Source organism: Cryptosporangium minutisporangium (assembly GCF_039536245.1).
Lineage (GTDB): Bacteria > Actinomycetota > Actinomycetes > Mycobacteriales > Cryptosporangiaceae > Cryptosporangium > Cryptosporangium minutisporangium.
Genome location: NZ_BAAAYN010000044.1, coordinates 200,073 through 224,065, shown reverse-complemented (window position 1 = coordinate 224,065; position 23,993 = coordinate 200,073). Strand labels below are relative to the sequence as shown.

Genomic DNA, 23,993 nt, shown 5'->3' with positions numbered 1-23,993 from the left:
CAATCGTGCATCGCCGCGCCCGGGCGCTCAGCGTCGTGGGGCGGGCCGTCCGAGGCAGCGGGGGTCGGGCTCCGCCGTCTGCGAGCGCGACGGCGCCAGCCAGGACAGCATCGCCCGCTCGACCTGCCACCCGTGCACGGTCACCGCGCTGTACGGCGGTGCGATCGGGTCGGGGCAGAGCACCTGCGAGATCACCGCGTCGTTCGGGACGAACTGGACCTTGCCGCCGGACTCCAGCAGCGTCGTCGTGCGGTCGTCCACCGTGATCACCTGACCGCGCACCACGGTGACGTCGTCCCGCTCCCCGACCCCGGGGTCGTCGGCCTCGGGGCTCAGCCCGGCCACGTCCGGCTTGAGTTCCACCGCGACGGCCGGCAGCACCGGTGCCTGGACGAAGATCGCGGCGACCAGGATCGGCCCGATCACCAGCCCCGCCATCGCCACCCAGTGCGTCACCAGCCGGGCGGACGGTGCCGGCAACGGTCCGGTCAGGAACGGCAGCGCCAGCACCGGCCCCATCAGCAGGAACGCGGTCTCCGCCTCACCGGCCCGCAGAGCGTCCAGGGTGGCCGGGCCGAACAGCAGCAGGCCCAGCACGGAGCAGGCCACCGGCACGACGACGCACGCCAGCCGGACCAGCTGCGGGTGGTCCTCGTACCGCAGCCGGACGTCCAGCGCGAGGATGACGAGCAGCAGCATGCCGAGCGTCGGCAGGAATCGCAGCTGCCAGGTGACGGCCGCGACCCCGACCGCCGACAGCACCACCCACCCCGGGGTCCGACCGGCGGCACGGGCGAGCCACGACCGGCCGGCGTCGATCGAGCTGACCAGCAGCAGTGCCCCCAACGCCCGCCCCACCAGGATGAACACCGGGGGCACCCAGACCAACGTGATCAGCAGGGAGCCGATCAACCCGAGCGGACTCACGTTCTGCACCAGCAGCAGCATCGTCTGCAGGTCCTGCCGGCTGAGGTACCAGAGTCGCAGCACGAGCAGGAGCAGCGGGAAAGCCGGTAACGCGGTGAGCATCCACTGCTGGTCCCGGCCCCGACGTCGGCGGGCCGGGAGCATGACCGGCTGCGGCCGGGTCACTGTTGTTGCTCCTGCCAGGGCCAGATCCGCACCGAAGGCTTCTCGACGTCGGGCTGCTTGGCGACGGCGACTTGCTGCGGCATCGCGGCCGGCTGCTCCCGGCGCAGATAGGTGTCGTACGCGGTCTCCCAGCGGCGGTCGGTCGGCTCGGTGTACGAGCGGTAGAGCGCCAGGTCGACGAGTGTCTTCAGCGCCTCATTCGTGCCCACGTTGATGCCGTAGAGCTCACTGCCTTCGGCGCCTATGTCGTGGATCGTGAACGCTTCGGGGTCTTGGAACACGAACCCGGCCAGGATCGCCGCATCGGTGGAGACCGCGTCGTACCGCTTCTCCCGGAGGCCGCGGACGCACTCGCTGATCTTGTTCTTCCCGACCGGGTTGACGCCCGCGGCCTCGAGGTTCTGCTTCGACGTCGTGGTGTTGAGCGTGCAGACGGTCTGGCCGGCCAGGTCGGACAGCGCCTCGTACGGCTTGCCGGACTTCTTCCGCGTCAGCACCGACTGCTCGGTGCGCAGGTACGGCGCCGAGAACGTGACGTCCGGGTCGGCCTCGCGCGCGGCGGTGATGCTGAACGTGGCGACGACCAGGTCGACCGTGACGATCTTCTTCGTCTTCACGTCGAGTGCCTGGCGCCGGGCTCGGTCCTCGCTCTCGATCGTCAGGAGGCGCACGTCGTCCGGGGTGAACCCGAGGCTGGCGGCGACCAGGTACGCGATCTCGACGTCGAAACCCCGGTAGACGCCGTTCTCCAGCAGCGACATCCCGGGCTGGTCGTCCTTGACGCCGATCAGCAGCTGACGCTTGTCGAGCAGTCCGGCCTGCCGCCGGAGATCGTCCTGGGAGGGCGGGCCGACACCGCTGACCGTCACCGCGGCGACAACGACGGCGCCCACCAGCAGGAACACCACCACCGCCAGCCGGGCCAGCCGGGCGGCGAGGCCGAGGCCGTCGAACTTGGATAACGTCCGGCCGCCGCCGACCCACCGCGGCGGCAGACCGCTGCGCGGCGGTGCGGTGAACCCGCCCGGAGCGGTGCTGCCGGCGGTTTCGTCGGAGGGCGGCGGGTCGGGTGGCGGCGACGGCTGCTCGTCGTCCGTGGGCGAAGAACCCATCGTCACCGCCTTCCGCACGCCCAGCAGCGTCGTCTCGTACCGCCGTTATAGCGGGATCGTGCATCAGCCGCGGACCCGACCGCCGTCGATCACCTCACAAACACGGCCCCGGCCCAGCGCAAAAGCGCCGCGCGGGGACGTAGCCCCCGCGCGGCGCGACTAGCCGGTGGACACGGCCGTCAGTACAGACCGGCCCCCTGGCGGCGGACGATCGCGGCGATCCCGTCGGCGAACTGACGTCACTCCGCGTCCCGACCAAACCGGTCACAAACGATCAGACGAGATCCCTGACGACGACATTCTGGTCGCGGCCCGGCCCCACGCCGATCACGCTCACCTGCGTGCCGGACAGCTCTTCGAGCCGGGTGACGTAGGCCTGCGCGTTCTTCGGCAGGTCGGCGAACGTCCGGATGTCGGACAGGTCCTCCCACCACCCGTCGAGGTACTCGTAAATCGGCTTCGCGTGGTGGAAGTCGGTCTGCGTCATCGGCATGTCGTCCATCCGCTCGCCGTCGACGTCATAAGCGACGCAGATCGGCACGCGGTCGAGCCCCGACAGCACGTCGAGCTTGGTCAGGAAGATGTCGGTCAGGCCGTTCACCCGGGTCGCGTACCGAGCGATCACCGCGTCGAACCAGCCGGTCCGCCGGTTGCGGCCGGTCGTCACGCCGACCTCGCCGCCGATCTTGCGGAGCCGCTCGCCGTACTCGTCGTTCAGCTCGGTCGGGAACGGGCCGGATCCGACCCGCGTCGTGTACGCCTTCAGGATCCCGATCACCTTGGTGATCCGGGTCGGGCCGATGCCGCTGCCCGCGCAGGCTCCGCCGGAGGTCGGGTTCGACGAGGTGACGAACGGATAGGTGCCGTGGTCGACGTCGAGCAGCGTGCCTTGCGAGCCTTCGAGCAGGATCGTGTCGCCGTGCTCCAGCGCCTTGTTCAACAGCAGCCGGGTGTCGGCGATGTGCGGCTTAAGTCGCTCGGCGTAGCCCAGGTACTCCTCGGCCACGGCGGCCGGGTCCAGCGCCTTGCGGTTGTAGACCTTGACCAGGATCTGGTTCTTCTCGGCGAGCACCGTGTCGAGCTTGCGGCTCAGGATGCCCGGGTCGAGCAGGTCGGCGACCCGGATACCGATCCGGGCCAGCTTGTCGCCGTACGCCGGGCCGATGCCCCGGCCGGTGGTGCCGATCCGCGCCTTGCCGAGATAACGCTCGGTGACCTTATCCAGCGCTCGGTGGTGCGGCATGATCAAGTGCGCGTCCGCCGAGATCTTCAGGCGGGACACGTCGACGCCACGCTCGATGAGGCCGTCCATCTCCCCGATCAGCACGGCCGGGTCGACCACCACGCCGTTCCCGATCACCGACGTCGCGCCGGGCGTCAGGATGCCGGAGGGGATCAAGTGGAGCGCGTACTTCTCCCCGTCCGGGGTGATCACGGTGTGGCCGGCGTTGTTCCCGCCCTGGTAACGCACGACCCACTGGACCTTGTCGCCGAGAAGGTCGGTGGCCTTACCCTTCCCCTCGTCCCCCCATTGGGCACCGACGAGCACGATCGCGGGCATACGTCCTCCATCAACCCCGGTAATGGGCCGTGCCGGTTTCCCCGGGGTGGGGGCACAGCCGACACGGACAGGATGTAAGGCTAACGAACGTGGACGTGCTGCTACTCGCGCCGGGTCCGGGCGTTGCAACCCGGGTGCCCGTGCTGTCCTGTCGCGACGCGCTGCGGAAGGGCGCGGACGTCGAGGTAGTCGAGCTGGATTCGGACAGCGATGTCGACGCCGCCGTCAAACGGGCGACGGTGGACGGTGCCCGTCTGGTGGTCGCCGGTGGCGACGGACAGCTGCGGGCGGTGCTGCGCCGGATGGTCCGCCGGTCGCTGCCGCGGGGCGGCGAGCGCCCCGCCGATCTGCCCAGCGACCGCACGGTGCCGGACCTCCCCGCCATCGGGGTGCTGCCTCTCGAAGCGCACTCGGACGCCGATCTCGCGGCGAAATTGGGGTTGCCGCGCCAGCCCGCGGACGTGGCCGCCGCCGTCCTGGGAGGCACCGAGCGCCGGGTCGACCTCCTGCGGCACGACGGCGGTTCGGTGACGCTGCACGGTGCGCTGCTCGGCGGCGCGGACTCCTCCGGCCGGCCGGTCGCCTGGCACGCCCGGATCGACGTCGACGACAACGTGCTCACCGACGGCACCGAGCCGCTGCTGGCCTGCGCGATCGCCAACGCCGACGGGTACTCCACCCTCACCGGCTTGCCGCTGGTGGCCACCGCGGATCCGGTGGACGGCGTCCTGGAGGTGGGGTTGGCGCTGCCGGTCCCGCGTCCGCGCGGCCTGTTCGGCCGCCGCCGCGCCCACGGTGAGATCGAAGTCCGACGCGCGCGCGGCCGGGCCGTGTCCTTCAACATCGTGACGAACGACGCACCGGACTCCTCCGCGGGGGGCGTTCCGGTGGTCGACGACGGCGTGAGCGGCACCGTTACCCGGAAGCGGACGTGGTGGATGGAGCGCGGAGCGTGGGGTGTGTACACCCAATAACCGGCGTTATCAGCCGTCGGTAGGTACCGGCAGTATGGATACTGGGCATGCTGAGGGTGGTTCAGCCTCCTGCGCACGGGCTGGCTGGACGATCCTCACTCCACACCGGGTCCAGACTCTGCAATGCTCCGGCCACAACGTTGGGGGGTTCCAATCCCGTGCAAGGCACCGGCCAGAGCAACGGTGAGGCCAATGGCCGTCCTGACTCCGATGCGCACGCCGACTTGCCCGGCGAGCCGTCTGCGATCGGGTGGCCGTCTACGGACGGCTCGGAGACGCCACCCAACGGCACGCCCAAGGCCGAGCATTTGCAGAGCGGTTCGGGGTGGGTAGACAGCACCACCGCCAGCAACGGGGTGGTCCGGCTCTCCGACACGCCCGACGTGCCCGCGCAGCCGGGTCCGGACGCCACCACGTCGGCCCCGCCGTCGCCGTCGGAACAGCCGGCGATGCCGCACTGGCCGACTCCGGGCAGCCCTCAGTCGACGCCGCCCCCGCATCCCGGTCCGTACGCGCAGACCGTGCCCGGGGTGGCTCCGAGCGAGGAGTGGCAGCCACCGTCGGCGCAGGGCTGGCCCGGCCAGGCCGAGCCGACCGAGCAACCGCAGCAGTGGCCCGGCGAGCAACCGGAGCAGTGGCCCGCCCAACAGCCTCCGGGTCAGCAGCCGAATCAGCAGCCGGATCAGTGGCCGGCGCAGCAGCCCGCGCAGTGGCCGCAGCAGGCTGCGTGGCCGGCGCCCGAACAGCAGTGGCCCGCGCAGCAACAGTGGCCGCAGCAGGATCCGGCCCAGCAGCAGTGGCCGGGCCAGGAGAACCAGTGGCCCGCGCAGCAGCAGTGGCCGGCACAGACGCAGTGGCCGGGGCAGGAGAACCAGTGGCCGCCACCGGCCGCGGGGCAGCAGTGGCCGGCGCAGGAGCAGCAGTGGCCGGCTCAGCAGCCGTCGGAGCAGCAGTGGCCGGCTCAGCAGCCGTCGGAGCAGTGGCCGGCCCAGCCGCCGCCGGCCCACCCGGCCCAGCAGGGGCCGGAGCAGCCCGCTCAGCAGTGGCCGGCCCAGCAGTGGCCGCAGCCGGATCCGAACCAGACGCAGTGGCCCGCGCAGCCAGCCGGTGAGCAGGGGTACGCGGCGCCGAACCCGGTGTCGGGCGCACACGTTTCCGGTGCACCGACGTCAGGGGAGCCGCAGGCCGCCCACCCGACGTCCGGCCAGCCCACATCCGGCCAGCCCACGTCCGGCCAGCCCACATCCGGCCAGCCCGTGTACGGGCAGCCGACTTCCGGGCAGCCGGACTACGGGCAGCCGATCTCAGGGCAGCCGATCTCAGGGCAGCCGATTTCTGGGCAGCCGGTGTTCGAGCACCCCGTGTCCGGACAGCCGGCCGACCCCGATCCGCTGACCGCGCCACACTGGCCGACGGAGTCCACGGAGGCGGGGCATCAGTCGCCGCCGAGCCAGGAGTGGTCCGCTCCGCCCGCCGCAGATCCGCTCGCCCAAGGCCAGTACCCAGCACCACCGCAGGCAGCCGCACCACCGCACTCCGAAGCCCAGCCGCAGGTACCGCCGCCGGCCCCGCACGACCTGCATCGGCCCGCGGATCACTACTCCTACCGGCCCGCGCCGGACGCTGCTGCCGAGCGTCCGCAGCAGGCACGGGAACAGCACCCACGGCCGCAGCCGGAGTGGCGGACCGGTCCGACGCCGCAGAGTTTCGACCAGCCGGCGGTACCGCCGACCGCGGAGGAGTTCGCCGCTCGGCGGGCACACCGCCCGCGACCGCCGGAGCCGACGATGGGCGTGCCGGCGCTGATCCGGCGGGTCACGTTCGGCACCGTGAGCCCGCAGCTCTCCAAGCGGGAGATCGAGTACCGCGACGCGGTGGGGAAGGTCCGGCGGAACTTCGGCGGGCTGCGCCAGGTGACCGTGGTGAACCCGAAGGGCGGCGCCGGCAAGACGGTCGCCGTGCTGATGACCGCGATGACGTTCGGCCAGAACCGCGGCGGATACGTGCTGGCCTGGGACAACAACGAGACCCAGGGCACGCTGGGCATGCGCTCCCAGCAGGACTACCACGTGCACACCGTCCGCGACGTGCTGCGCGCACTCCCCAGTTTCCAGAGCAGCGGGGGCAAGGTCGGCGACCTGACACCGTTCGTCCGGTCCCAGGGCGAGGCGATGTTCGACGTCCTGGCGTCGGACGAGTCGGCGACCGCCGGTGAGATGCTCACCGCGCAGGCGTTCGTCAACATCCGCGAGGTCGTCAGCCGGTTCTACAAGCTGATCGTCGTCGACACCGGCAACAACGTCCGGGCGGAGAACTGGCAAGCCGCGATCGACGCCACCGACCAGCTGGTCGTGACGATGTCTGCGCGTGGCGACTCCGCGGAGACCGCCGCGCGGATGCTCGACCACCTCGACCAGACCGGGCGGCACGAACTCGTGCGCCGGGCGGTCACCGTGGTCGCGATGCCGGCCAGCCGGAAGGACGTCGACCTCCCGGCGATCCAGCGGCACTTCGCGGCGCGGACCCGGGCGGTGCTGCTGGCGCCGTACGAGCGGCTGCTCGACTCGGGCGAGCCGATCCGTTACGGCGATCTCTCGTCCCGTACCCGCAACGCGTGGCTCCGCATCGCGGCGGCGATCGCCGAGGGCCTCTGACGCGGCGCTCGGCGGCGTCCCCGGTGGCTGTGCACTGACCCGCGGACGACAACGGCGAGCACCCGGCATCCGGGCGCCCGCCGTTCGTTCGGTCCGAGGTGCGTCTACATGCGGTCTGCTGCAGACGGGTCCGAGTCGCGGAGGAACTGGGCGCAGCGGGCGGCCTCGTCGGACTCGCCGATCTCCAGCGCCGCGCGGGCCAGCGCGTTCAGCGCCCGGAGGAATCCCTGGTTGCCCTCGTGCGAGAACGGCACCGGGCCGTGGCCCTTCCAACCGTTGCGGCGCAGCGCGTCGAGGCCGCGGTGGTAGCCGGTGCGGGCGTACGCGTAGGAGGCGATCGCGTCGCCCTTCGCGAACGCCTGGTCGGCCAGGACAGCCCAGGCGCCACTGCTGGTCGGGTAGCGGGCCGCGACGGCAGACGGGTCCTCCTCGCCGGCCGCGGCGGCTCGGACGGCCGCCAGTTCCTCCGGGTCCTCCGGCAGGAGCGTCGAGGGCGGCTGCGGGAGGAGGTCACGAGGAAGGCTCATGGGTTCATCCTGACGGGCGGGAGGACGTGGCGGACCGACGTACCTGCAGGTGTGGGCAGTATTACGCGACGCAATTGCGCCGCTAGCTCGCAATAACAAATCACCGGGCGGAAACCATGCCGCGCGTTCCAAGGAAACTCGCCGGAAATTCGGGACGTCGGGGATCTGACACGAACTGCACCGGATTCGCCCAGGCGGCCGGCCGGATTTGCCCCGGACGGCAATATGGGACGGTGGACGCCACCCCGGACGAAATCGAAACCCTGGCCGAACTCCGCCTGTGGCTGGACAAACGAAGCCTCGCCGGGCTCGCCGTCCAAGGACTGGACCTCACCGGCATCGACCTGAGCGGCGTCGCGGTGGACGACGCCCTGTTCCTCGGGTGCCGGCTCTCGACGGAGGTTGCCGCCGATCTCGTCGGCCGCGGGGCTTCCGTCGTGCCGGAGCTCGCCCACGCGCCGTACCCGACCCACCCGTCGACGCTCTACACCCCGGCCGACCTCACCGCGGGGTTCGAGCGCGGCGGCTTCGCCGGGATGTACGACACGGCCGTGTACGAGCACTTCGTGGAGCACGGCGGCCCGCTGCCGCCGATTCGCGAGGCGCTGTCCCAGCGCCTGCACGACCACGGCATCGACAACGCGCTGACCGACGCGCTGGGCGCGTGGAAGTCCGCGCCGGACGCCGGGCCGGTGGTGGGCGTCATGGGTGGGCACGCCGAGCCACGCGGATCGGTCGCGTACCGGGAAGCAGCCGCGCTCGGGCACGCGCTGACCCGGGCCGGGGCGCTGGTGCTGACCGGCGGTGGGCCGGGGGTGATGGAGGCCGCGAACCTGGGCGCCTACCTCCCCGACGCCGCGCTCCCGTCCGCGCTCGAGGAACTCACGGCGGCGCCGTACTTCGCCGACCACGAGCCGTACACCGCGGCGGCGTTGGCGGTGCGGTCCCGGTATCCGAGCGCGGAGCCGTGGGCGGGTGGGCTGTCGATCCCGACCTGGCTCTACGGACACGAACCGGCGAACCTGTTCGCCGGGCAGATCGCGAAGTACTTCTCGAACGCGATCCGGGAGGACACGATCCTGCGAGCCGCGCGTGGCGGCATCGTCTTCGCGCCGGGCAAGGCGGGCACCGTCCAGGAGGTGTTCCAGGCCGCGACGAAGGCGTTCTACAACAGCGACGGGGCGTCCGGGCCGATGATTTTCTTGGACCGTCGCTACTGGACGGAGGTGCTGCCGGTGGAGGCGCTGCTCAGGCCGCTGTTCGCCCAGGCGCCGACCGAGCCGGCGCGGGTCCACCTCACCGACGACGTGGACGAGGCGGTGGCGCTGCTCACCGGCGGCTGAGCCGGAAGAGGCGTTGCACGTTCGCAGCCCTCAGAGGGAACGCAAACGTGCAACGCCTCGAACACGACTACTTCTTCGCGGTGCCCGCCGACCGCAGGGCCTGGCAGGCCTCGGCGACGCGGGCGGCCATGCCGGCCTCGGCGCTCTTGCCCCAGCTCCGCGGGTCGTAGGTCTTCTTGTTGCCGACCTCGCCGTCGACCTTCAGGACGCCGTCGTAGTTCTTGAAGACGTGGTCGACGATCGGCCGCGTGAACGCGTACTGGGTGTCGGTGTCCACGTTCATCTTCACGACGCCGTAGTCGAGCGACTCGTGGATCTCCTCCAGCAGCGAGCCCGAGCCGCCGTGGAAGACCAGGTCGAACGGCTTCGACCCGGCCGCCAGGCCCAGCTTCTCGGTCGCCACTTCCTGGCCCCGCTTGAGCACCTCGGGCTTGAGCACGACGTTGCCCGGCTTGTAGACGCCGTGCACGTTGCCGAACGTCGCGGCGAGCAGGTAGCGGCCCTTCTCGCCGCTGCCGAGCGCGTCGATCGTGTGCAGGAAGTCGCCCTCGGCGGTGTAGAGCTTCTCGTTGATGTCGTGCGCGACGCCGTCCTCTTCGCCGCCCACGACGCCGATCTCGATCTCGAGGATGATCTTCGCCTTGGCGGCCTCGGCCAGTAGCTCCTGGGCGATCTTCAGGTTCTCGTCGAGGTCGATCGCCGAACCGTCCCACATGTGGGACTGGAACAGCGGGTTCTCGCCGGCGGCGACCCGGTCCTGGCTGATCTTGAGCAGCGGCCGGACGAACCCGTCGAGCTTGTCCTTCGGGCAGTGGTCGGTGTGCAGCGCGATGTTGACGTCGTACTTCTTGGCGACCTCGTGGGCGAACGCGGCCAGCGCGACCGAGCCGGTCACCATGTCCTTCACCGTCGGGCCGGAGAGGTACTCGGCGCCACCGGTCGACACCTGGATGATGCCGTCGCTCTCCGCCTCCGCGAAGCCGCGGATGGCCGCGTTCAGGGTCTGCGAGGAGGACACGTTGATGGCCGGGTAGGCGAAGGAACCGGCCTTCGCCTTGTCGATCATCTCGGCGTACACCTCGGGGGTGGCGATAGGCATCAGTGCGCTCCTCGGGGTCGTGCGGCCGTCTTCAATCCCGCAGTATTCCCTGCCAGCGGGGCACGTCGCAGCCGCCCGCCCAGACAAAGCGGGAATGATCACGCCAACCGGGCGCGATCGGACGCCCGCCGGCCGACCCGTCAGACCGCGGCGCCGGCCGGGGTGGCGTCCACCGCCGACTCCGGGCCCGCCTCCGGCGACGTGGACGCGGGTACCCGCACCAGGATCAACGCCGCCACCCCGACGACCGCCGAGACCACGGCTCCGATCGACATGAGTCGGCCGATCCCGGCGGCGCTCGCCGAGTGGGCCGCCGCGCTCACCAGATCCCGCAGCGCCTCGGGCACCGCCGAGACGATCTGCGTTCCCGCCCCGGCGCCTGCGGCGTCGGCCAGCGTCCGCACGTCGCTGTCGGGCAGCCCCGAGCCGGACAGCTGCGACGTCACCTCGTCCCCCACCCGAGCCTGGAAGATCACGCCCCACACCGCCACACCCGCCGCCACCCCGAGCTGTCGGAGCGTGTTGACGACACCGGTCGCCATGCCGGCCCGCGCGGGCTCCACCGCGGCGAGCGACGCTTGCGACACGACCGCGCCCTGCACGCCCATGCCGATCCCGGCGATGACGAAGCCCGGAACGAGCGCGGTCCACGCCGACCCCCCGTCCACCTGGCTCATCAGCGCCATCCCCAGCGCGGCCAGCAGCACGCTGCCGCCGACCGTCAGTCGGGGCGAGACCCGGTGGGCGACCTGGGCGGCCAGCGGCGCCGCAACGAACGAGGCGAGAGTCAGGGGCAGGAACCGCAGCCCGGCCTCGAACGGCGTGTACCCGAGCGTGTTGAGGAAGTACAGCGACAGGTAGGTCGTGGCCCCGACGAGCGCCGCCGAGACCGTGAACACCGACAGGGCGGCGCCGGTGAAGGTCGGCGAGCGGAACAGGCTCAGGTCGACCATCGGCTGCGCCGCCGTAGCCTGCCGCACGACAAAACCGACAACGAGGACGCCTGCGGCGACGAACAAGCCGACGATCAGCGGCGAACCCCAGCCGTCCGCGTGGCCCCGGATGAGCCCCAGCAGCAGCGCGAACAGCCCGGCGCTGAGCAGGACGGTGCCCGGCCAGTCGGCCCGGCGGGCGTTCTCCGGACGCGATTCGCTCAGCCGCCACCGCGTGGCGACAAGCGCGGCCAACCCGATCGGAACGTTGATCAGGAAGATCCAGCGCCAGCCCGGCCCGTCGACCAGCGCACCACCGACCAGCGGACCAACCGCCGTTGCGCCGGTCAGCGTGGCGCCGAAGACCCCGATCGCTCCGGCACGCCGACGGGGATCGGGGAACGCAGCCCCGATGAGGGGTAGGCCGGTGCCGAACAGCAACGCCGCCCCGACGCCTTGGAGCGCGCGGAACGCGTCCAGTGAGAGCGCGGACCAGGCCAGCGCACACGCCAGCGAGCCGATCGTGAACAACACCAGTCCGGCCGCGAAGATCCGCCGACGCCCGACCCGGTCACCGAGCGTCGCGGCGGTGAGGAGCAGCCCGGCCAACGGCAACGTGTACGCGTCCACCACCCACTGCAGCTCGGCGAGGTCGGCGTCGAAGTCGCGTTGTAGCTCGCCGAGCGCGACCGCCACCACCGTGAGGTCGAGCAAGAGCATGAACATCGCCGCGCACACCACGGCCAGCGTCCAGCCCGGGTGCTGCTTGGTCTCTTCCACGATCCCTCCGCGTTCCTGTACGGCCGTAGCCTGACGCCTGTAGGTGTACGCCCGTTGCCCTACCACTGTCAACGGATAGGATGAGCGCGGAGAGAGGGAGCGCATGTCTGCCGAAGTGACGACGAACAGCCCTCGGCGCCGTCCGGCCAGGCGCGGGGAGGGCGATCGACTGCGGGAAGAGATCGTCAGCGCGGCATGCGGCTTGCTGAACGAGACCGGAGAACCGAGCGCGCTCTCGCTACGGGCGGTCGCCCGGAAGGTCGGGGTCGCCACCACGTCGATCTACCTGCACTTCGACGACATCGGCGCGCTCCAGCGGGCGGTGAAGAGCCGCTGGCTCGACATGCTCACCGAGGAGGTCGAATCCGCGGCCTCCGCTGCCGGCGACGATCCCAGGGAGCGAATCCTGGCGATCTCCCACGCCTATGTGGACTCGGGCATGCGCGAGCCCGCGCGGTACCGGGTGCTGTTCACCGCGGAGCGCGTACCGCTGCCCGAGGGCGTCCAATATCTGGGTGTCGGGGCCTACGACGCCGTGTTGCGGATCGTCCGGCAGGCGCTGCCGGACGACGTCGACGCGAACCTCTTCACCATGCAGTTCTGGTGCGCGCTGCACGGCATCGTGATGTTGCGTCAGGCCCGACCCAACTTCCCCTGGCCCGATCTGGACGCCCAGGTCGACGACATGATTACCCGGCTGCTCGAGTCAGCCGTGCACCGCGTCTGACGCCGCTCGAGCAGCGACGAGGACGGGATCCCAGACCGGCGAGAACGGGGGCGCGTACCCGAGGTCGAGGCCGGTCATCTCGTCGACCGTCATCCCGTTCCAGAGCGCGACCGCCAGCACGTCGATCCGTTTCGCGGCCCCGTTTCCCCCGACGATCTGTCCGCCGAGCAGTCGCCCGGTGCCCCGTTCGGCGACCAGCTTCACCGTGACGGTGTTCGCTCCCGGGTAGTAACCCGCGACCGTGTGGGACTCGATCGAGGCGCTGACCACCGCGAACCCCGCCTCCTCGGCCTCGGCTTCGCGGAGCCCGGTGCGGGCGATCTCCAGTTCGCAGACCTTCGTCACCGCGGTACCGACGACGCCGGGGAACGTCGCGTACCCGCCGCCGATGTTGATGCCCGCGACACGTCCCTGTTTGTTCGCGTGCGTGCCGAGCGGGATCGCCGCCGGACGCCCGGTCACCCGGTGCACCACCTCGACGCAGTCACCGGCAGCCCAGATGCCGTCATGCCCCGGAACGCGCATCCGGCGGTCGGTGACGATGCCGCCGCTCGGCCCGATCGGCAGGCCGGCGTCCCGGGCCAGCGTCACGCCGGGACGGGTGCCGAGCCCGAGCACCACGACGTCGGCCGCGAACTCACCCGCGTCGGTGGCGACCGCACGCACCCAGCCGTCGTCGTCCAGCTCGACGCCCTGCACCGTCACGCCGGTCCGGACGTCCACCCCGAAGCCCTTCAGCGCATCGGTGACCAGCGCCCCCATGTCCGGGTCGAGCGTGTTCATCGGCTGCTCGGCGCGCTCGACCAGTGTCACCTGGAGATCGTGCCGGATCAGCGCCTCGGCCATCTCGACGCCGATGTACCCGCCGCCGATCACGACCGCCCGCTTGGCGTCCCGGGACCGCAGCGACGCGCTGACCGCCTCGCCGTCGTCGAGCGTCTGGACGCCGTGCACGCCGCGGCCGTCGATGCCCGGCCAGTCCGGCCGGACCGGTTCGCCGCCGGTGGCCACCATCAACTGGTCGAATTCGTGGGAGCTCTCGTCGCCGAGCGGCTCGCGCACCGTAACCGTCCGGCGGTCGAGGTCGATGCCCAGGACCGTGTGGCCGGTGCGGACATCGATGTCCCGGTCGCGATGCTGTTCGGGGGTGCGGGCAATCAGGTCGTCGCGCTCGTCGACCAGCCCGGCGATCCAGTACGGGATGCCGCAGGCGGAGTACGACGTGTGCGTTCCCCGCTCGAAGGCGACGATCTCCAGGTCCCGATGATCGCGCCGACGCCGCGCCTGACTGGCCGCGCTCATCCCGGCCGCGTCAGCGCCGATCACGATCAGCCGCTCTGCCATCCCCACACGCTAACGCGCGGTGCGCTCTTCAACAGCAGGTAACGCTACGTAGGCGTACAGCAGACGCCGGGAACGGGCTCAGGCGGCTCCTAGGAAAGCCACGGTAGCCTCGGCGCGTGCAGGTATCCGAGACCGTCCACGCCGCCAACGAGCTGCTCGCCGCGAACCCGATCGATCCGAAGTATCTGGTCACGACCTTCGGCCTGTTCGGCATCTGGGCGATCCTCTTCGCCGAGACCGGCCTGCTGCTGGGCTTCTTCCTGCCTGGCGACTCGCTGCTCTTCCTCGCCGGGATCGCGACGTCGGCGACCGGCGCGACGATCGTCGGCGCGTCGCTGAGCCTCCCGGGCATGCTGATCGGCGGTCCCATCTGCGCGATCGCCGGGGCCCAATTCGGGCACTTCCTCGGCGCCAAGTACGGCAGGCGACTGTTCGACCGGCCCAACTCGCGGCTGTTCAAGGGCATCTACGTGGAGAAGGCCGAGCAGGCTTTCGTGAAGTTCGGTCCGGCCAAGGCCGTCGTGTTCGCTCGGTTCATTCCGATCGTGCGGACGTTCCTCAACCCGGTCGCCGGAATGCTCGGCATGCCCACCAGGCAGTTCTTCCTGTGGAACGTGGTCGGCGCGATCCTCTGGGTCGACGGAATCGTGCTGCTCGGGTACTTCCTCGGCGACGTCGTGGACGAGAACTTCCCGATCGACAAGTACCTCGTGCCCGGCATCGCGTTCATCATCTTCCTCTCGATCCTGCCGGTCCTGATCGAGTGGATCCGCAGTCGTCGGCACAAGAAGAACGAGCCCGAGGCGGCCGCCGACGAGGCGCCGCTCGGGTCCGGTACGCCGCCGAAGTTCTGACCGCTGTCGGATAGTCGACCGGGCACGCGAGGACACCGGACCGCGCTGGCTCCACGCTGCTAGTCTCCGAGCCAGCTCAGCCGTGGCATCGGCCTCGGAACAGCGAGAACTGGCCGCATCGATCTACGGCGGTCGACCCGGGCGGAGAAGGCACATGACGACGTCGGCGAGCGATCTCGGCCCGTTCACCGGTCTGCGTCTGATCCACCACACGCCGACCGTGGAGCTGTTCACCGGCTTCGAGCGCAACGGACGGCGTCCGGTCGTGCTGATCGCGCTCACCGAGCAGGCCGGGCGCGACCCGAACTGGTCGGCCGAGTTCACCGATGCGGTGGCGAAGGACGCCACGACGCTCGGCCCTCTCGACGTCCCGGTGCACGTCAGCGATTTATACGGACGCCGTCCCTGGGCGGCCAGCCGCATCGTGCCAGGTCGACGTGGTGCCGAGCGGATCCTGACGGCCCTGCCCGGCGCGGTACCCGAGGGCACCGACCCGAGCGCGCTGCTCCACGCTCCCCGTCCGCCGCAGCCGGGCTCGCCGCACCCTGGTTCACCGCACCCTGGTTCACCCCACCCTGGTTCACCGCAGCCGGGCGTCGGCCAGCCCGGTGTCGGCCAAGCGGGGCAGGCCGGGCCGCAGCCCATGGCGCCGCACCCGAACCAGCCAGGTCCGCAGCCACCGGCCCCCCGGCCCGCGCCGCAGGCGGCTCCCCAGCAGCAGGGGGCGTTCTCCGGGCAGCAGCCGCAGTCACCGGCCGCGGCCGGCCAGCCCTCCGCGCCGCCCCAGCCGACGCCGCCCCAGCCGACGTCGGCCCAGCCCGCCTCGGCCCAGCCCGCCTCGGGGCAGCCCGCCTCGGGGCAGCCCGCCTCGGGGCAGCCCGCGTCCGGACAACCGGCCCCGCAAGCGCCGATGAGTTCGCCCGGCGCCCCGATCGCCGACTCCGGCCAGCCGACAGCGCCGATACCGACTGGGCAACCCGCTGGGACGTCCGGACCGAACGCCCCCACCGCGACCGGTGACGCAGCCGCACCGACCAGCGGGTCCCAGGTGACCGAGCCGATCCCCGCCGTCGAGCCCACCGGGTCACCGGCGGCGGCGTCCGCGCCACCCGCAGCAGCCTCCCCCGCAACCGCACCCTCCGCGCCGGCCGGACCCGACGGTGCGGCCGGCTCGCCGGTTCCGCAGCCTGGCTCCCCCGTGCACGCCGGCACACCGGCCGGCCGAGCGGGCGACGCCGCGGTGCGTGCCGAGGGCGCACCGAAACACGGCCCGCTCCCTCCCGGGGCTCACAACCCGACAGTGCCCATCCCCCACCCGGGCCCGCCGACGGCACAGCGCTCGCCGGGCCCGGCCGCAGGTGCCCCGACCGGACCGGGTGGCCCGACCGGACCAGGTGGCCCGACCGGACCGGGTGGCCCGACCGGACCGGGTGGCCCGACCGGACCGGGTGGCCCGACCGGACCGGGTGGCCCGACCGGACCGGGTGGCCCGACCGGACCGGGTGGCCCGACCGGACCGGGTGGCCCGACCGGACCGGGTGGCCCGACCGGACCGGGTGGCCCGACCGGACCGGGTGGCCCGACCGGACCGGGTGGCCCGACCGGACCGGGTGGCCCGACCGGACCGGGTGGCCCGACCGGACCGGGTGGCCCGACCGGACCGGGTGGCCCGACCGGACCGGGTGGCCCGACCGGACCGGGTGGCCCGACCGGACCGGGTGGCCCGACCGGACCGGGTGGCCCGACCGGACCGGGTGGCCCGACCGGACCGGGTGGCCCGACCGGACCGGGTGGCCCGACCGGACCGGGTGGCCCGACCGGACCGGGTGGCCCGACCGGACCGGGTGGCCCGACCGGACCGGGTGGCCCGACCGGACCGGGTGGCCCGACCGGACCGGGTGGCCAGGGCGGACCCGGTGCGCCTGGCGGCCGGGGCGGGCCGGGCCCCGGCGGACCGATCGCGAGCAACACCGGTTCGTTCCCACGGCCGCAGCTGCCGCCCCAACCGCAGCCCCAGCCCCAGCCACCTCGGCGGAACGGCGCACGGACGGCGGTCCTGGCGTTGGTCGCCGTCCTCACCGTGGTCGTTCTCGCAGTCTGCGGGCTGGTGACGATCTTCGCGGTGTCCGGCGGTAACGACGACGAGGCTCCGTCGTCCTCCACTCCGGCAGCCTCCGAGTCCGTCGCGTCGGCCCCTAGCCGTAACGCCCAACAGCGCGCGGGCAATCTTCCGGAGCTCAAGCAGGAGCTGCAGGTCGTGGTCGTCGGCGCGGTATTCGCCTCCGGCGAGCAGACGCGCACCGAACAGCGTGCGGGATGGCCGTTCGCGTTCCGCGTCCCGGTCGGCTGGATGTGCGACGGAGCGCAGGTCGTCGACGGGAAGAACAGCGACGGCGCCGTGTGCCGCCCGCCTGGCCGCGCGGGAACCCTCGTGGAGATCGGTGTCCGCGAGTGCGACGCGCCGTGCGACGGCGCGGAGCAGACCCTACTGACCAACGACGTGCCCGGTCCCCTCACCAGGGGCGACGCGACGACGAGCTACCACGAGTCGGCCGATGCCAAGTACAACGAGTACCGGCTGGTCATGAGTCACTTCTTCGGCGACGGGCGCGGCGAACCACTGCGCTGGCAGGTCGTCGTCGTCGGCACGAGCCCGCCCTCCGAACAGGCCGAGCTTCAGAAGGTCACCAACGACATCCGGACCCAGACGCCTTAACGTTTCCCTGGTTCGTGATTTCCGGGTTGTTACCGGGCCGCGGACGGAGGCGCAACTGCCTCCCGGGGTGACCGGGCCGTGTAGCCTCGGCCGGGCTGACCTGTCACTCAGGGCCGTAACATCACTGGGCCAACGGGGCCGGTCCGGTGCCGGGTCACGCATGGAAGCGAGTGGAGCGAGAACCCCGATGACCCAACCCGGCGACGAGTTAGGCGCGTTCACCCAGGTCCGGCTGGTGCACCACGCAGCGGTGGCCGACTTGTTCAGCGGTGTCGACCAGGGCGGACGCCCGGTCGTGATGGTCGCGCTCACCCAGGAGGCCGGCGCCGACCCGGCGTGGCGGAACGCATTCGCCGACCTGGTCAATCGCGACCGCGCATCGGTCGACCCGACCAATCCGCAGTTCGTCGCCGCGCACGCCGGCGACCTGCAGGGGCAGCGGCCCTGGGTGGCCAGTCGGTACGAGCCCGGACGACGTGGCGTCGAGCGCATCCTGAACGTGATTCCGCAGGCGCTGCCGCCGGGCACCGACCCCACCGCGCTGGTCGGCGCCGCGCTGGCCGGTATGGCGCCGGGCGCGCCGAATCCGCAGTGGGCAGCGCCCGGACAGTACCCGGGCCAGCAGCCGTACGGGCAGCCGCAGGCGTCCTACCCCGGCCAGCCCTCGTACCCCGGCCAACCCTCGTACCCCGGCCAGCCGCCGGGTCCCGGGCAGCCCTATCCCGGCCAGCCGCAGATGCCGACCCAGGCCGGGCCGCCCGCAGCCGAGCAGTACTCCCCGCCGGTCTCCTCGACGCCGTACTCCGCACCCGTCTCCGCGGCGCCCCAGTCCGGAGTTCCCCAATCGGGGCCACCGCAGACCCCATCCCCGTTCGCTCCGCCCCAGTCCGGGCCACCGCAGTACGGACCGCCGCAGTCCGGACCCCCGCAGTTCGGAGCACCGCAGGCGGGGCCGCCCCAGTCCGGGCCGCCGGCGAGCGACCCGTTCTCGTCACCGATCGGCCAGCCGGACCCCCAGTCGGCACCGCCCCAGTCCGCACCACCGCACTCCGGGCCTCCGGCCTCGTTCGCTGCGGGCGGCTACGTCAGCCCCGACCAGGGCGGCGGCTATCCCGACCAGGGCGGCGGCTATCCCGACCAAGGTGGCGGTTATCCCGCCCAGGGCGGCGGCTACCCGGACCAGGGCGCACCGGCCTACGGCGACCCCGCCGTCCCGCACGACCCGAACGGCGTCGCTTCGCCCTACGCAGCCCCGCCGCCCTCGGACGACCCCAACCGACGTAGTGCCGGCATGCTGATCGGGCTGATCGCCGCGGTGACCGCCCTGGTGATCGTCGCCGTAGGTTTCGCGGTGGTGTTCATCAACAGCGGCGACGACGACAAGGCGAAGCAGCCGGTCGCCAAGCCGAAGCCGTCGGCCAGCCCACTGCCGGCCGAGACCGCTGGCCCGAGTCCGACGCCGTCCCGGTCGCCGCTCCCGAGCACGACGCCGACGATCCGCGAGGACGCCGAGCCCGTCACCGTCATCGGTCCGACCTGGGGGAGCGAGGACAAGACCCAGCTGCTCGACCTGACCGGCTGGCCGTTCGCGTTCCGTCTGCCGGAGGGCTGGAGCTGCCTGCGCGGCTCCATCGACGAGCTCCCGGACGCCAACGCGTGGGGCTGCGTCAAGACCGAGGGCACCAGTCACCAGCAGCGTTTCAACATCATGCTGCGGCGCTGCCCGACCGGCTGCACGGCGACCGAGCAGCAGACGATGAACGAGGCCTGGTTCGACGACGAGGAAGAGCCCAACCTCAAGAAGTCCGACGCCACGACCACGTACGTCGAGATCCCGAAGAACGACGACGGGTTCTACGCAGTCGACTTCAGCCACTTCTTCGCCGACAAGCCGGGCGGCACCCTGACCTACCAGGTCGGCGTCTGGTTCCAGTCGCCGGACAAGTACAAGGACGAGATGCACAAGTCGCTCAACGACGTCCGCAGCCAGGCGCCGCAGCCGAGCTGACTCCGTCTCGCCGCCGAACGGCCCGCCGCGCTCCGCGGTGGGCCGTTCGCGTCTCCGCCGTCAGTGGCCCGGCTGCGCTCGCTGCCGAGCCGGACGGTTCAGCTGAGGTCGAGGTCGGCGAGCGAGTAGGCGGCGCGGTACGGCAGGCCGGCCGCCTCGACGGCCGGTCCGGCTCCCCGGTCGACGACGACCGCCACACCGACGACCTCCGCGCCCGCTGCCCGCAGGGCTTCCACCGCGGTGAGCACGCTGCCGCCGGTGGTCGACGTGTCCTCCACCGCGAGGACGCGACGCCCGGCCACGTCCGGGCCCTCGATCCGTCGCTGCAGGCCGTGGGCCTTCTCGCCCTTGCGGACGACGAACGCGTCGAGCTTGCGGCCTCGCGCGGCGGCGGCGTGCAGCATCGCGGCGGCGACCGGGTCGGCGCCGAGCGTCAGCCCACCGACGGCGTCGAACGACCAATCGGCCGTGGTGTCGAGCAGGACACCGCCGATCAGCGGCGCCGCCGCGTGGTGCAGCGTCACCCGGCGCAGGTCGACGTAGTAGTCGGCCTCACGGCCACTGCTGAGGGTCACCTTGCCGTGCACGACGGCGAGGTCACGGATCAGGTCGAGGAGCTCATCACGGTCGGCCACGCCGCCAGCCTAGGCGAGGCCCGTGAGGATCTTCTGCTCGCGCTCGCGGGACATCCGCTTCTCCAGCTCGGTGGGGCGCTCGGCGTCCTCGGGCGAGGGCAGCCCGTGCTCCCGCACCCACTCCCAGACGTCGGCCAGCGACTCAGCCAGCGGGCGGATGCGCAGACCGGTTGCGTACGCGCCGGACACGTCCAGATCCCACGCGTGCCCGGACATCGACTCAGCCAGCGGGCGGATGCGCAGACCGGTTGCGTACGCGCCGGACACGTCCAGATCCCACGCGTGCCCGGACATCGACTCAGGCAGCCAGAGCGGCAGCTCGGTCCACGGCTCCACCGACGCGTCCAGCAGCACCTGGTCGTCCGCCCAGGTGAAGCGCGCGTCCGACCCGGTGACGTCCCGCGCGGTGGCGAGCAGGGACCCGAACGTCTGGGTACCCGCGGCCGAGTTGACGACGAACGCACCGGGCGGCGCGCCCAGCATCCACTCCGCCATGTCCCGCGCGTCGATCAGCGCCAGCGGTTGGTCCGGACGCCCCGGTGCCAGCACCTCGCCGCCGGCCGCCACCCGTTGGACCCACCACGACACCCGGGCGATGTTGTCCCGCGGACCGAAGATCAGCCCCGCGCGGTTGATCGTCGTGGCGTCCGGAAACGACTCGAGCACCGCCCGTTCGCATCCGGACTTCAGGTACCCGTAGTCACCGTCGTCCGGTCCAGCGTCGGGCGGGCAGTCGCTGACCGGGGAGGAGCTGGTCACCGGCCGCTCCGGCCAGTCCGGGTACACGTTGACGGTCGAGACGAACACGTAGCGTCCGACCCGGCCGGCGAGCGTCCGCGCACTCAGCCGGACGTCCCGCGGCACGTACCCCGACGTGTCGATGCAGACGTCCCACTCGTCGTCGCCGAGCGCGGCCAACCCGGCGGGTGTCGTCCGGTCACCGGTCCGGGCGTCGACACCCGGCGGCGGCGCACCGTGGAGACCTCGGGTCAGCGTCGTGACGTGCCAGCCGGCATCCAGGGCAGCACGTACCACCGCACTCCCGAGAAGCTTCGTTCCACCGAGTACGAGAAGTCGCATGCCCCACCCTCACCCGCCGGGGCCGGGAATCCGACCGGTTCGGCTACCGGCGAACGCGCTCTCCGACGCTGGGGCTGGAGCCGAGCACCTTCTCCCAATCGGTCCCGTCACCGACGACCCGGTACCCGAGGGCCGCGTTGATCGCGATCATCGACGCGTTCGCATCGCCGTTCCACGACGAGATCTGCCGCGCCTCGGGCCACGCGGAAGCCAGGTGCCGCAGGTTCGCGACCTTCACGAGCATCCCGAGTCGATGCCCGCGGTGCTTCCGTCCCACGACCGTCCCCCACTGGTGAACGTGGGTCCGCTGCGCACCGACGCCGGCGATCACCGTCGCCGCGACCAGCTCGCCGGTGCGCTCGTGGACGGCGCCGGCGCACAACTTACGCCGCCCGTGGCTGATCGACCGGTCCTCGTACGCCCGCACCCGGGCGCCGTCCCACACCTCGGCCTGACGGTGTGTACCGGCCGCCGGATCATCTGTGGACATCTCCGTGTTGAGCGCGGCGCGCGCCTCCAGCAACTCCTCCGGGCAGCGATCAGTCCACGTCACCACCCGGTAGCCGGGCACCGGGCCGGGATCGGCGGCGGCCAGTCGCTGCTCCGCTACCGGAAGATCCAGCGTCCGCAGCACCGAGACCGGGCCGGCGCGGTAGCCGTGTCTCTCCGCGAACGCCGCACCACCGTCGGGCCCTGCGCCGCCCTCCCGCTCATCCTGGAACGGACGCCGCGTCTCGCTGAGCGCCACCGCACGGCCCGACCCGAGCACCCAGCTCTCCACGCCCGCGAGCAGCGCCGAGCCGATCCCTCGGCGGCGCTGGTCCGGACGGACGACGAGTTCGAAGTACGCCAGGTTCGGGCTGTCGGACGTCAGCTCGATCCGCGCCGCGCCAACGCTCTCGCCTCCGGCCACGGCGACCAGGTGGTGCCAGCGGTCGTACGGGTCGTCGGGCGGCGGCGCGTCGTCCCGCGCCTCGGTGAGCACCGGCGGGGGCAGGTGCGGCTGGTCGACCGGGTGCGCGGCGGTCAGCACCGAGAACCAGCGCCGGAACGCCTCGTCGCTCCGCGGGTCTACCGCCTCCACCGTCAACGTCTGCACGCGATCACCCCTGGGCGACTCGACGCCCGTTCAGTCTCTCGGCGGTGTAGTCGTCCTGCCGACGGTCTTCGCGGCGCGCCCGATCAACCGGAGGTAAACCGGGCGTGGTGCGTAGCGCACGATCCCGCCCAGAACTTTGTAGCGGACGCTCGGCACGCTGGTGGGGCGGCCCCGGCGCAGGTCGGCGAGCGCGTCCCGAACGACCTTGTCGGCGTCGAGCCAGAGCGCGTCCGGGATGTCGCCGGTCGGGATGTCCGCACGCTGGTGGAACTCGGTGCGGACGAAGCCGGGGCACAGCGCGATCACTCGGACGCCCTGGTGCTTCAGCGTGAGGTGCACCGACTCGCTGAACGTCGTCACCCAGGCTTTGGTGGCCGAGTACGTCGAGCCCGGCGCGGTAGGTCCGAAGCCCGCGACCGACGACACGTTGAGCACGTCGCCGTGACCGCGCGCGATCATCCCCGGCACCGCCGCGTGGGTGAGCCGCATGACCGCCCGGACGTTGAGCCGCAGCATGCGCTCCTCGTCGTCGATCGTGTTCTCGACGAAGCCCGAGCGGAGCCCGATGCCCGCGTTGTTGACCAGCAGCTCCACCGGGCGAGCGGCGTCCGCCAAGCGGGCCTCGACCAACGCGCAGCCCTCGTCGCTGACCAGGTCGGCGGGGAGTACCTCGACCTCGACGGAGTACTTCTCGGTCAGTTCCGTCGCCGTCGCGGCGAGGCGGTCGGCGTCGCGAGCAACCAGGACCAGGTCGCGTCGCTCGGCGGCGAGTGCCCGGGCGAACGCTGCGCCGAGCCCGGCCGTCGCGCCGGTGACCAGTGCTGTCGTCATGCGTGCATCCTTCCGGATCAGCGCTACTGACACGACGCGGGGCCGACGGCCTGCGCCGTCGACCCCGCGTCGGTGGAGATCAGAACCCAGCCTGCGGCTTGCGGAAGTAGGCGTTGGACGCCGGCAGCGCCAACAGCACGATGACCGCGATGAACCCGATCAGCTCGACAGCGGTGAGCGTGTACGAGTAGGCGAGGTACCCGCCCGGCAGGTACTTCGCGATGACCAGCAGCGACGCGGCCGTCCCGACGCCGACGCAGCAGAGCGCCAGGCCGGAGACCACCCAGGTGATGATCCGGGCGACGTTCGAGCCACGCAGGACGCCGAGCGCGAGCGCGACGAATGCCGCAGCGAAGAGCAGGCCGAACACGATGCCGATGACTTCCTGGAGCGTCGAACTACCACCGCTGGTGGTGTTGTTCGCCTCCAGGTACTCGTCGGTGGCCCGCTGGACGGTGTCCCGGGTGAGCATCGAGACGATCACGCTGATGAGAGATAAAACCGCGAGACCCACCAGAATGCCGGCCGCTGCGGTGACCGTGGTCGGCCGCGGAGGGCGTGGCTCCTGGCCGGGTACCGGCGGTGGTGCGGCGTACGGCGGGGGCGGTGTGTTGGTCATGCCGTT

At 71.9% G+C, this 23,993-nt stretch carries 18 protein-coding genes and 1 pseudogene; 7 read left to right on the top strand and 12 right to left on the bottom strand.

The genetic code is table 11. The features are described from left to right. Positions 1-27: 27 nt before the first annotated feature. The 3 genes from ABEB28_RS31340 to ABEB28_RS31330 form a co-directional block, all read right to left on the bottom strand. Positions 28-1,092: a hypothetical protein gene (locus ABEB28_RS31340; RefSeq protein WP_345731850.1), complete on the bottom strand. Its 1,065-nt coding sequence runs from the start codon at positions 1,090-1,092 to the stop codon at positions 28-30. Then, complete coding sequence (locus ABEB28_RS31335) at positions 1,089-2,204, bottom strand: transporter substrate-binding domain-containing protein (RefSeq protein ID WP_345731849.1); 1,116 nt, start codon at positions 2,202-2,204, stop codon at positions 1,089-1,091. Before ABEB28_RS31335 ends, ABEB28_RS31340 begins: the two co-directional genes overlap by 4 nt. A 274-nt stretch (positions 2,205-2,478) precedes the next feature. Next, positions 2,479-3,765 (bottom strand): adenylosuccinate synthase, encoded by a 1,287-nt coding sequence (locus ABEB28_RS31330; RefSeq protein WP_345731848.1) that lies wholly within the window; start codon positions 3,763-3,765, stop codon positions 2,479-2,481. Between the two features lie 89 nt (positions 3,766-3,854). Here ABEB28_RS31330 and ABEB28_RS31325 point away from each other — a divergent pair, with 89 nt between their 5' ends. After that, positions 3,855-4,739, top strand: a complete 885-nt coding sequence (locus ABEB28_RS31325; RefSeq protein ID WP_345731847.1) for a diacylglycerol/lipid kinase family protein — start codon at positions 3,855-3,857, stop codon at positions 4,737-4,739. A gap of 1,880 nt (positions 4,740-6,619) precedes the next feature. Beyond that, positions 6,620-7,393, top strand: a pseudogene (locus ABEB28_RS31320) (MinD/ParA family ATP-binding protein); the annotation flags it as partial. 104 nt (positions 7,394-7,497) lie between these two features. Here the strand turns inward: ABEB28_RS31320 and ABEB28_RS31315 are convergent. Beyond that, positions 7,498-7,920: a DUF3151 domain-containing protein gene (locus ABEB28_RS31315; RefSeq protein WP_345731846.1), complete on the bottom strand. Its 423-nt coding sequence runs from the start codon at positions 7,918-7,920 to the stop codon at positions 7,498-7,500. A gap of 233 nt (positions 7,921-8,153) precedes the next feature. Between ABEB28_RS31315 and ABEB28_RS31310 the strand changes: the two genes are divergently transcribed. Next, a complete protein-coding gene (locus ABEB28_RS31310) occupies positions 8,154-9,263 on the top strand; it encodes an LOG family protein (RefSeq protein WP_376980436.1) in 1,110 nt (369 codons plus the stop codon). A 67-nt stretch (positions 9,264-9,330) separates the two neighbouring features. On the opposite strand, the gene fbaA is transcribed toward ABEB28_RS31310, so the two are convergent. Continuing rightward, a complete protein-coding gene (gene fbaA, locus ABEB28_RS31305; protein WP_345731845.1) occupies positions 9,331-10,362 on the bottom strand; it encodes a class II fructose-bisphosphate aldolase in 1,032 nt (343 codons plus the stop codon). Positions 10,363-10,502: 140 nt separating this feature from the next. Beyond that, entirely contained in the window at positions 10,503-12,074 is a 1,572-nt protein-coding gene (locus ABEB28_RS31300) for an MFS transporter (RefSeq protein WP_345731844.1), read from the bottom strand. A gap of 103 nt (positions 12,075-12,177) precedes the next feature. On the opposite strand from ABEB28_RS31300, the gene ABEB28_RS31295 reads away from it, so the two are divergent. After that, a complete protein-coding gene (locus ABEB28_RS31295) occupies positions 12,178-12,801 on the top strand; it encodes a TetR/AcrR family transcriptional regulator (RefSeq protein ID WP_345731843.1) in 624 nt (207 codons plus the stop codon). On the opposite strand, the gene ABEB28_RS31290 is transcribed toward ABEB28_RS31295, so the two are convergent. Continuing rightward, on the bottom strand, positions 12,781-14,145 hold the full coding sequence (locus ABEB28_RS31290) for an FAD-dependent oxidoreductase (RefSeq protein ID WP_345731842.1): 1,365 nt from the start codon (positions 14,143-14,145) through the stop codon (positions 12,781-12,783). The two genes, ABEB28_RS31295 and ABEB28_RS31290, sit on opposite strands and share 21 nt — an antisense overlap. A 116-nt stretch (positions 14,146-14,261) precedes the next feature. Between ABEB28_RS31290 and ABEB28_RS31285 the strand changes: the two genes are divergently transcribed. The 3 genes from ABEB28_RS31285 (at position 14,262) to ABEB28_RS31275 (ending at position 19,723) form a co-directional block, all read left to right on the top strand. Further along, on the top strand, positions 14,262-14,999 hold the full coding sequence (locus ABEB28_RS31285) for a DedA family protein (RefSeq protein ID WP_345731841.1): 738 nt from the start codon (positions 14,262-14,264) through the stop codon (positions 14,997-14,999). A 1,300-nt stretch (positions 15,000-16,299) separates the two neighbouring features. Further along, complete coding sequence (locus ABEB28_RS31280; RefSeq protein WP_345731840.1) at positions 16,300-17,715, top strand: hypothetical protein; 1,416 nt, start codon at positions 16,300-16,302, stop codon at positions 17,713-17,715. Between the two features lie 187 nt (positions 17,716-17,902). Beyond that, on the top strand, positions 17,903-19,723 hold the full coding sequence (locus ABEB28_RS31275) for a hypothetical protein (protein ID WP_345731839.1): 1,821 nt from the start codon (positions 17,903-17,905) through the stop codon (positions 19,721-19,723). Between the two features lie 98 nt (positions 19,724-19,821). Here ABEB28_RS31275 and pyrE read toward each other — a convergent pair whose 3' ends face one another. The 5 genes from pyrE to ABEB28_RS31250 form a co-directional block, all read right to left on the bottom strand. After that, entirely contained in the window at positions 19,822-20,358 is a 537-nt protein-coding gene (gene pyrE / locus ABEB28_RS31270) for an orotate phosphoribosyltransferase (RefSeq protein WP_345731838.1), read from the bottom strand. 9 nt (positions 20,359-20,367) lie between these two features. Further along, complete coding sequence (locus tag ABEB28_RS31265; protein WP_345731837.1) at positions 20,368-21,438, bottom strand: NAD-dependent epimerase/dehydratase family protein; 1,071 nt, start codon at positions 21,436-21,438, stop codon at positions 20,368-20,370. Positions 21,439-21,481: 43 nt separating this feature from the next. Further along, positions 21,482-22,537, bottom strand: a complete 1,056-nt coding sequence (locus ABEB28_RS31260) for a GNAT family N-acetyltransferase (RefSeq protein ID WP_345731836.1) — start codon at positions 22,535-22,537, stop codon at positions 21,482-21,484. 30 nt (positions 22,538-22,567) lie between these two features. After that, the gene (locus tag ABEB28_RS31255) at positions 22,568-23,368 is read right to left on the bottom strand and encodes an SDR family NAD(P)-dependent oxidoreductase (protein WP_345731835.1); all 801 of its coding nucleotides are present in this window, start codon (positions 23,366-23,368) and stop codon (positions 22,568-22,570) included. A 79-nt stretch (positions 23,369-23,447) separates the two neighbouring features. Next, positions 23,448-23,987: a hypothetical protein gene (locus tag ABEB28_RS31250; protein ID WP_345731834.1), complete on the bottom strand. Its 540-nt coding sequence runs from the start codon at positions 23,985-23,987 to the stop codon at positions 23,448-23,450. Positions 23,988-23,993 lie beyond the last annotated feature (6 nt).

Bases quoted from the DNA above. Each gene is read 5' to 3' on its own strand.
- ABEB28_RS31250 (WP_345731834.1), bottom strand. From the start codon at position 23,987: ATGACCAACACACCGCCCCCGCCGTACGCCGCACCACCGCCGGTACCC.
- fbaA (WP_345731845.1), bottom strand. From the start codon at position 10,362: ATGCCTATCGCCACCCCCGAGGTGTACGCCGAGATGATCGACAAGGCG.
- ABEB28_RS31275 (WP_345731839.1), top strand. From the start codon at position 17,903: ATGACCCAACCCGGCGACGAGTTAGGCGCGTTCACCCAGGTCCGGCTG.
- ABEB28_RS31315 (WP_345731846.1), bottom strand. From the start codon at position 7,920: ATGAGCCTTCCTCGTGACCTCCTCCCGCAGCCGCCCTCGACGCTCCTG.
- ABEB28_RS31290 (WP_345731842.1), bottom strand. From the start codon at position 14,145: ATGGCAGAGCGGCTGATCGTGATCGGCGCTGACGCGGCCGGGATGAGC.
- ABEB28_RS31295 (WP_345731843.1), top strand. From the start codon at position 12,178: ATGTCTGCCGAAGTGACGACGAACAGCCCTCGGCGCCGTCCGGCCAGG.
- ABEB28_RS31255 (WP_345731835.1), bottom strand. From the start codon at position 23,368: ATGACGACAGCACTGGTCACCGGCGCGACGGCCGGGCTCGGCGCAGCG.
- ABEB28_RS31265 (WP_345731837.1), bottom strand. From the start codon at position 21,438: ATGCGACTTCTCGTACTCGGTGGAACGAAGCTTCTCGGGAGTGCGGTG.
- ABEB28_RS31335 (WP_345731849.1), bottom strand. From the start codon at position 2,204: ATGGGTTCTTCGCCCACGGACGACGAGCAGCCGTCGCCGCCACCCGAC.
- ABEB28_RS31330 (WP_345731848.1), bottom strand. From the start codon at position 3,765: ATGCCCGCGATCGTGCTCGTCGGTGCCCAATGGGGGGACGAGGGGAAG.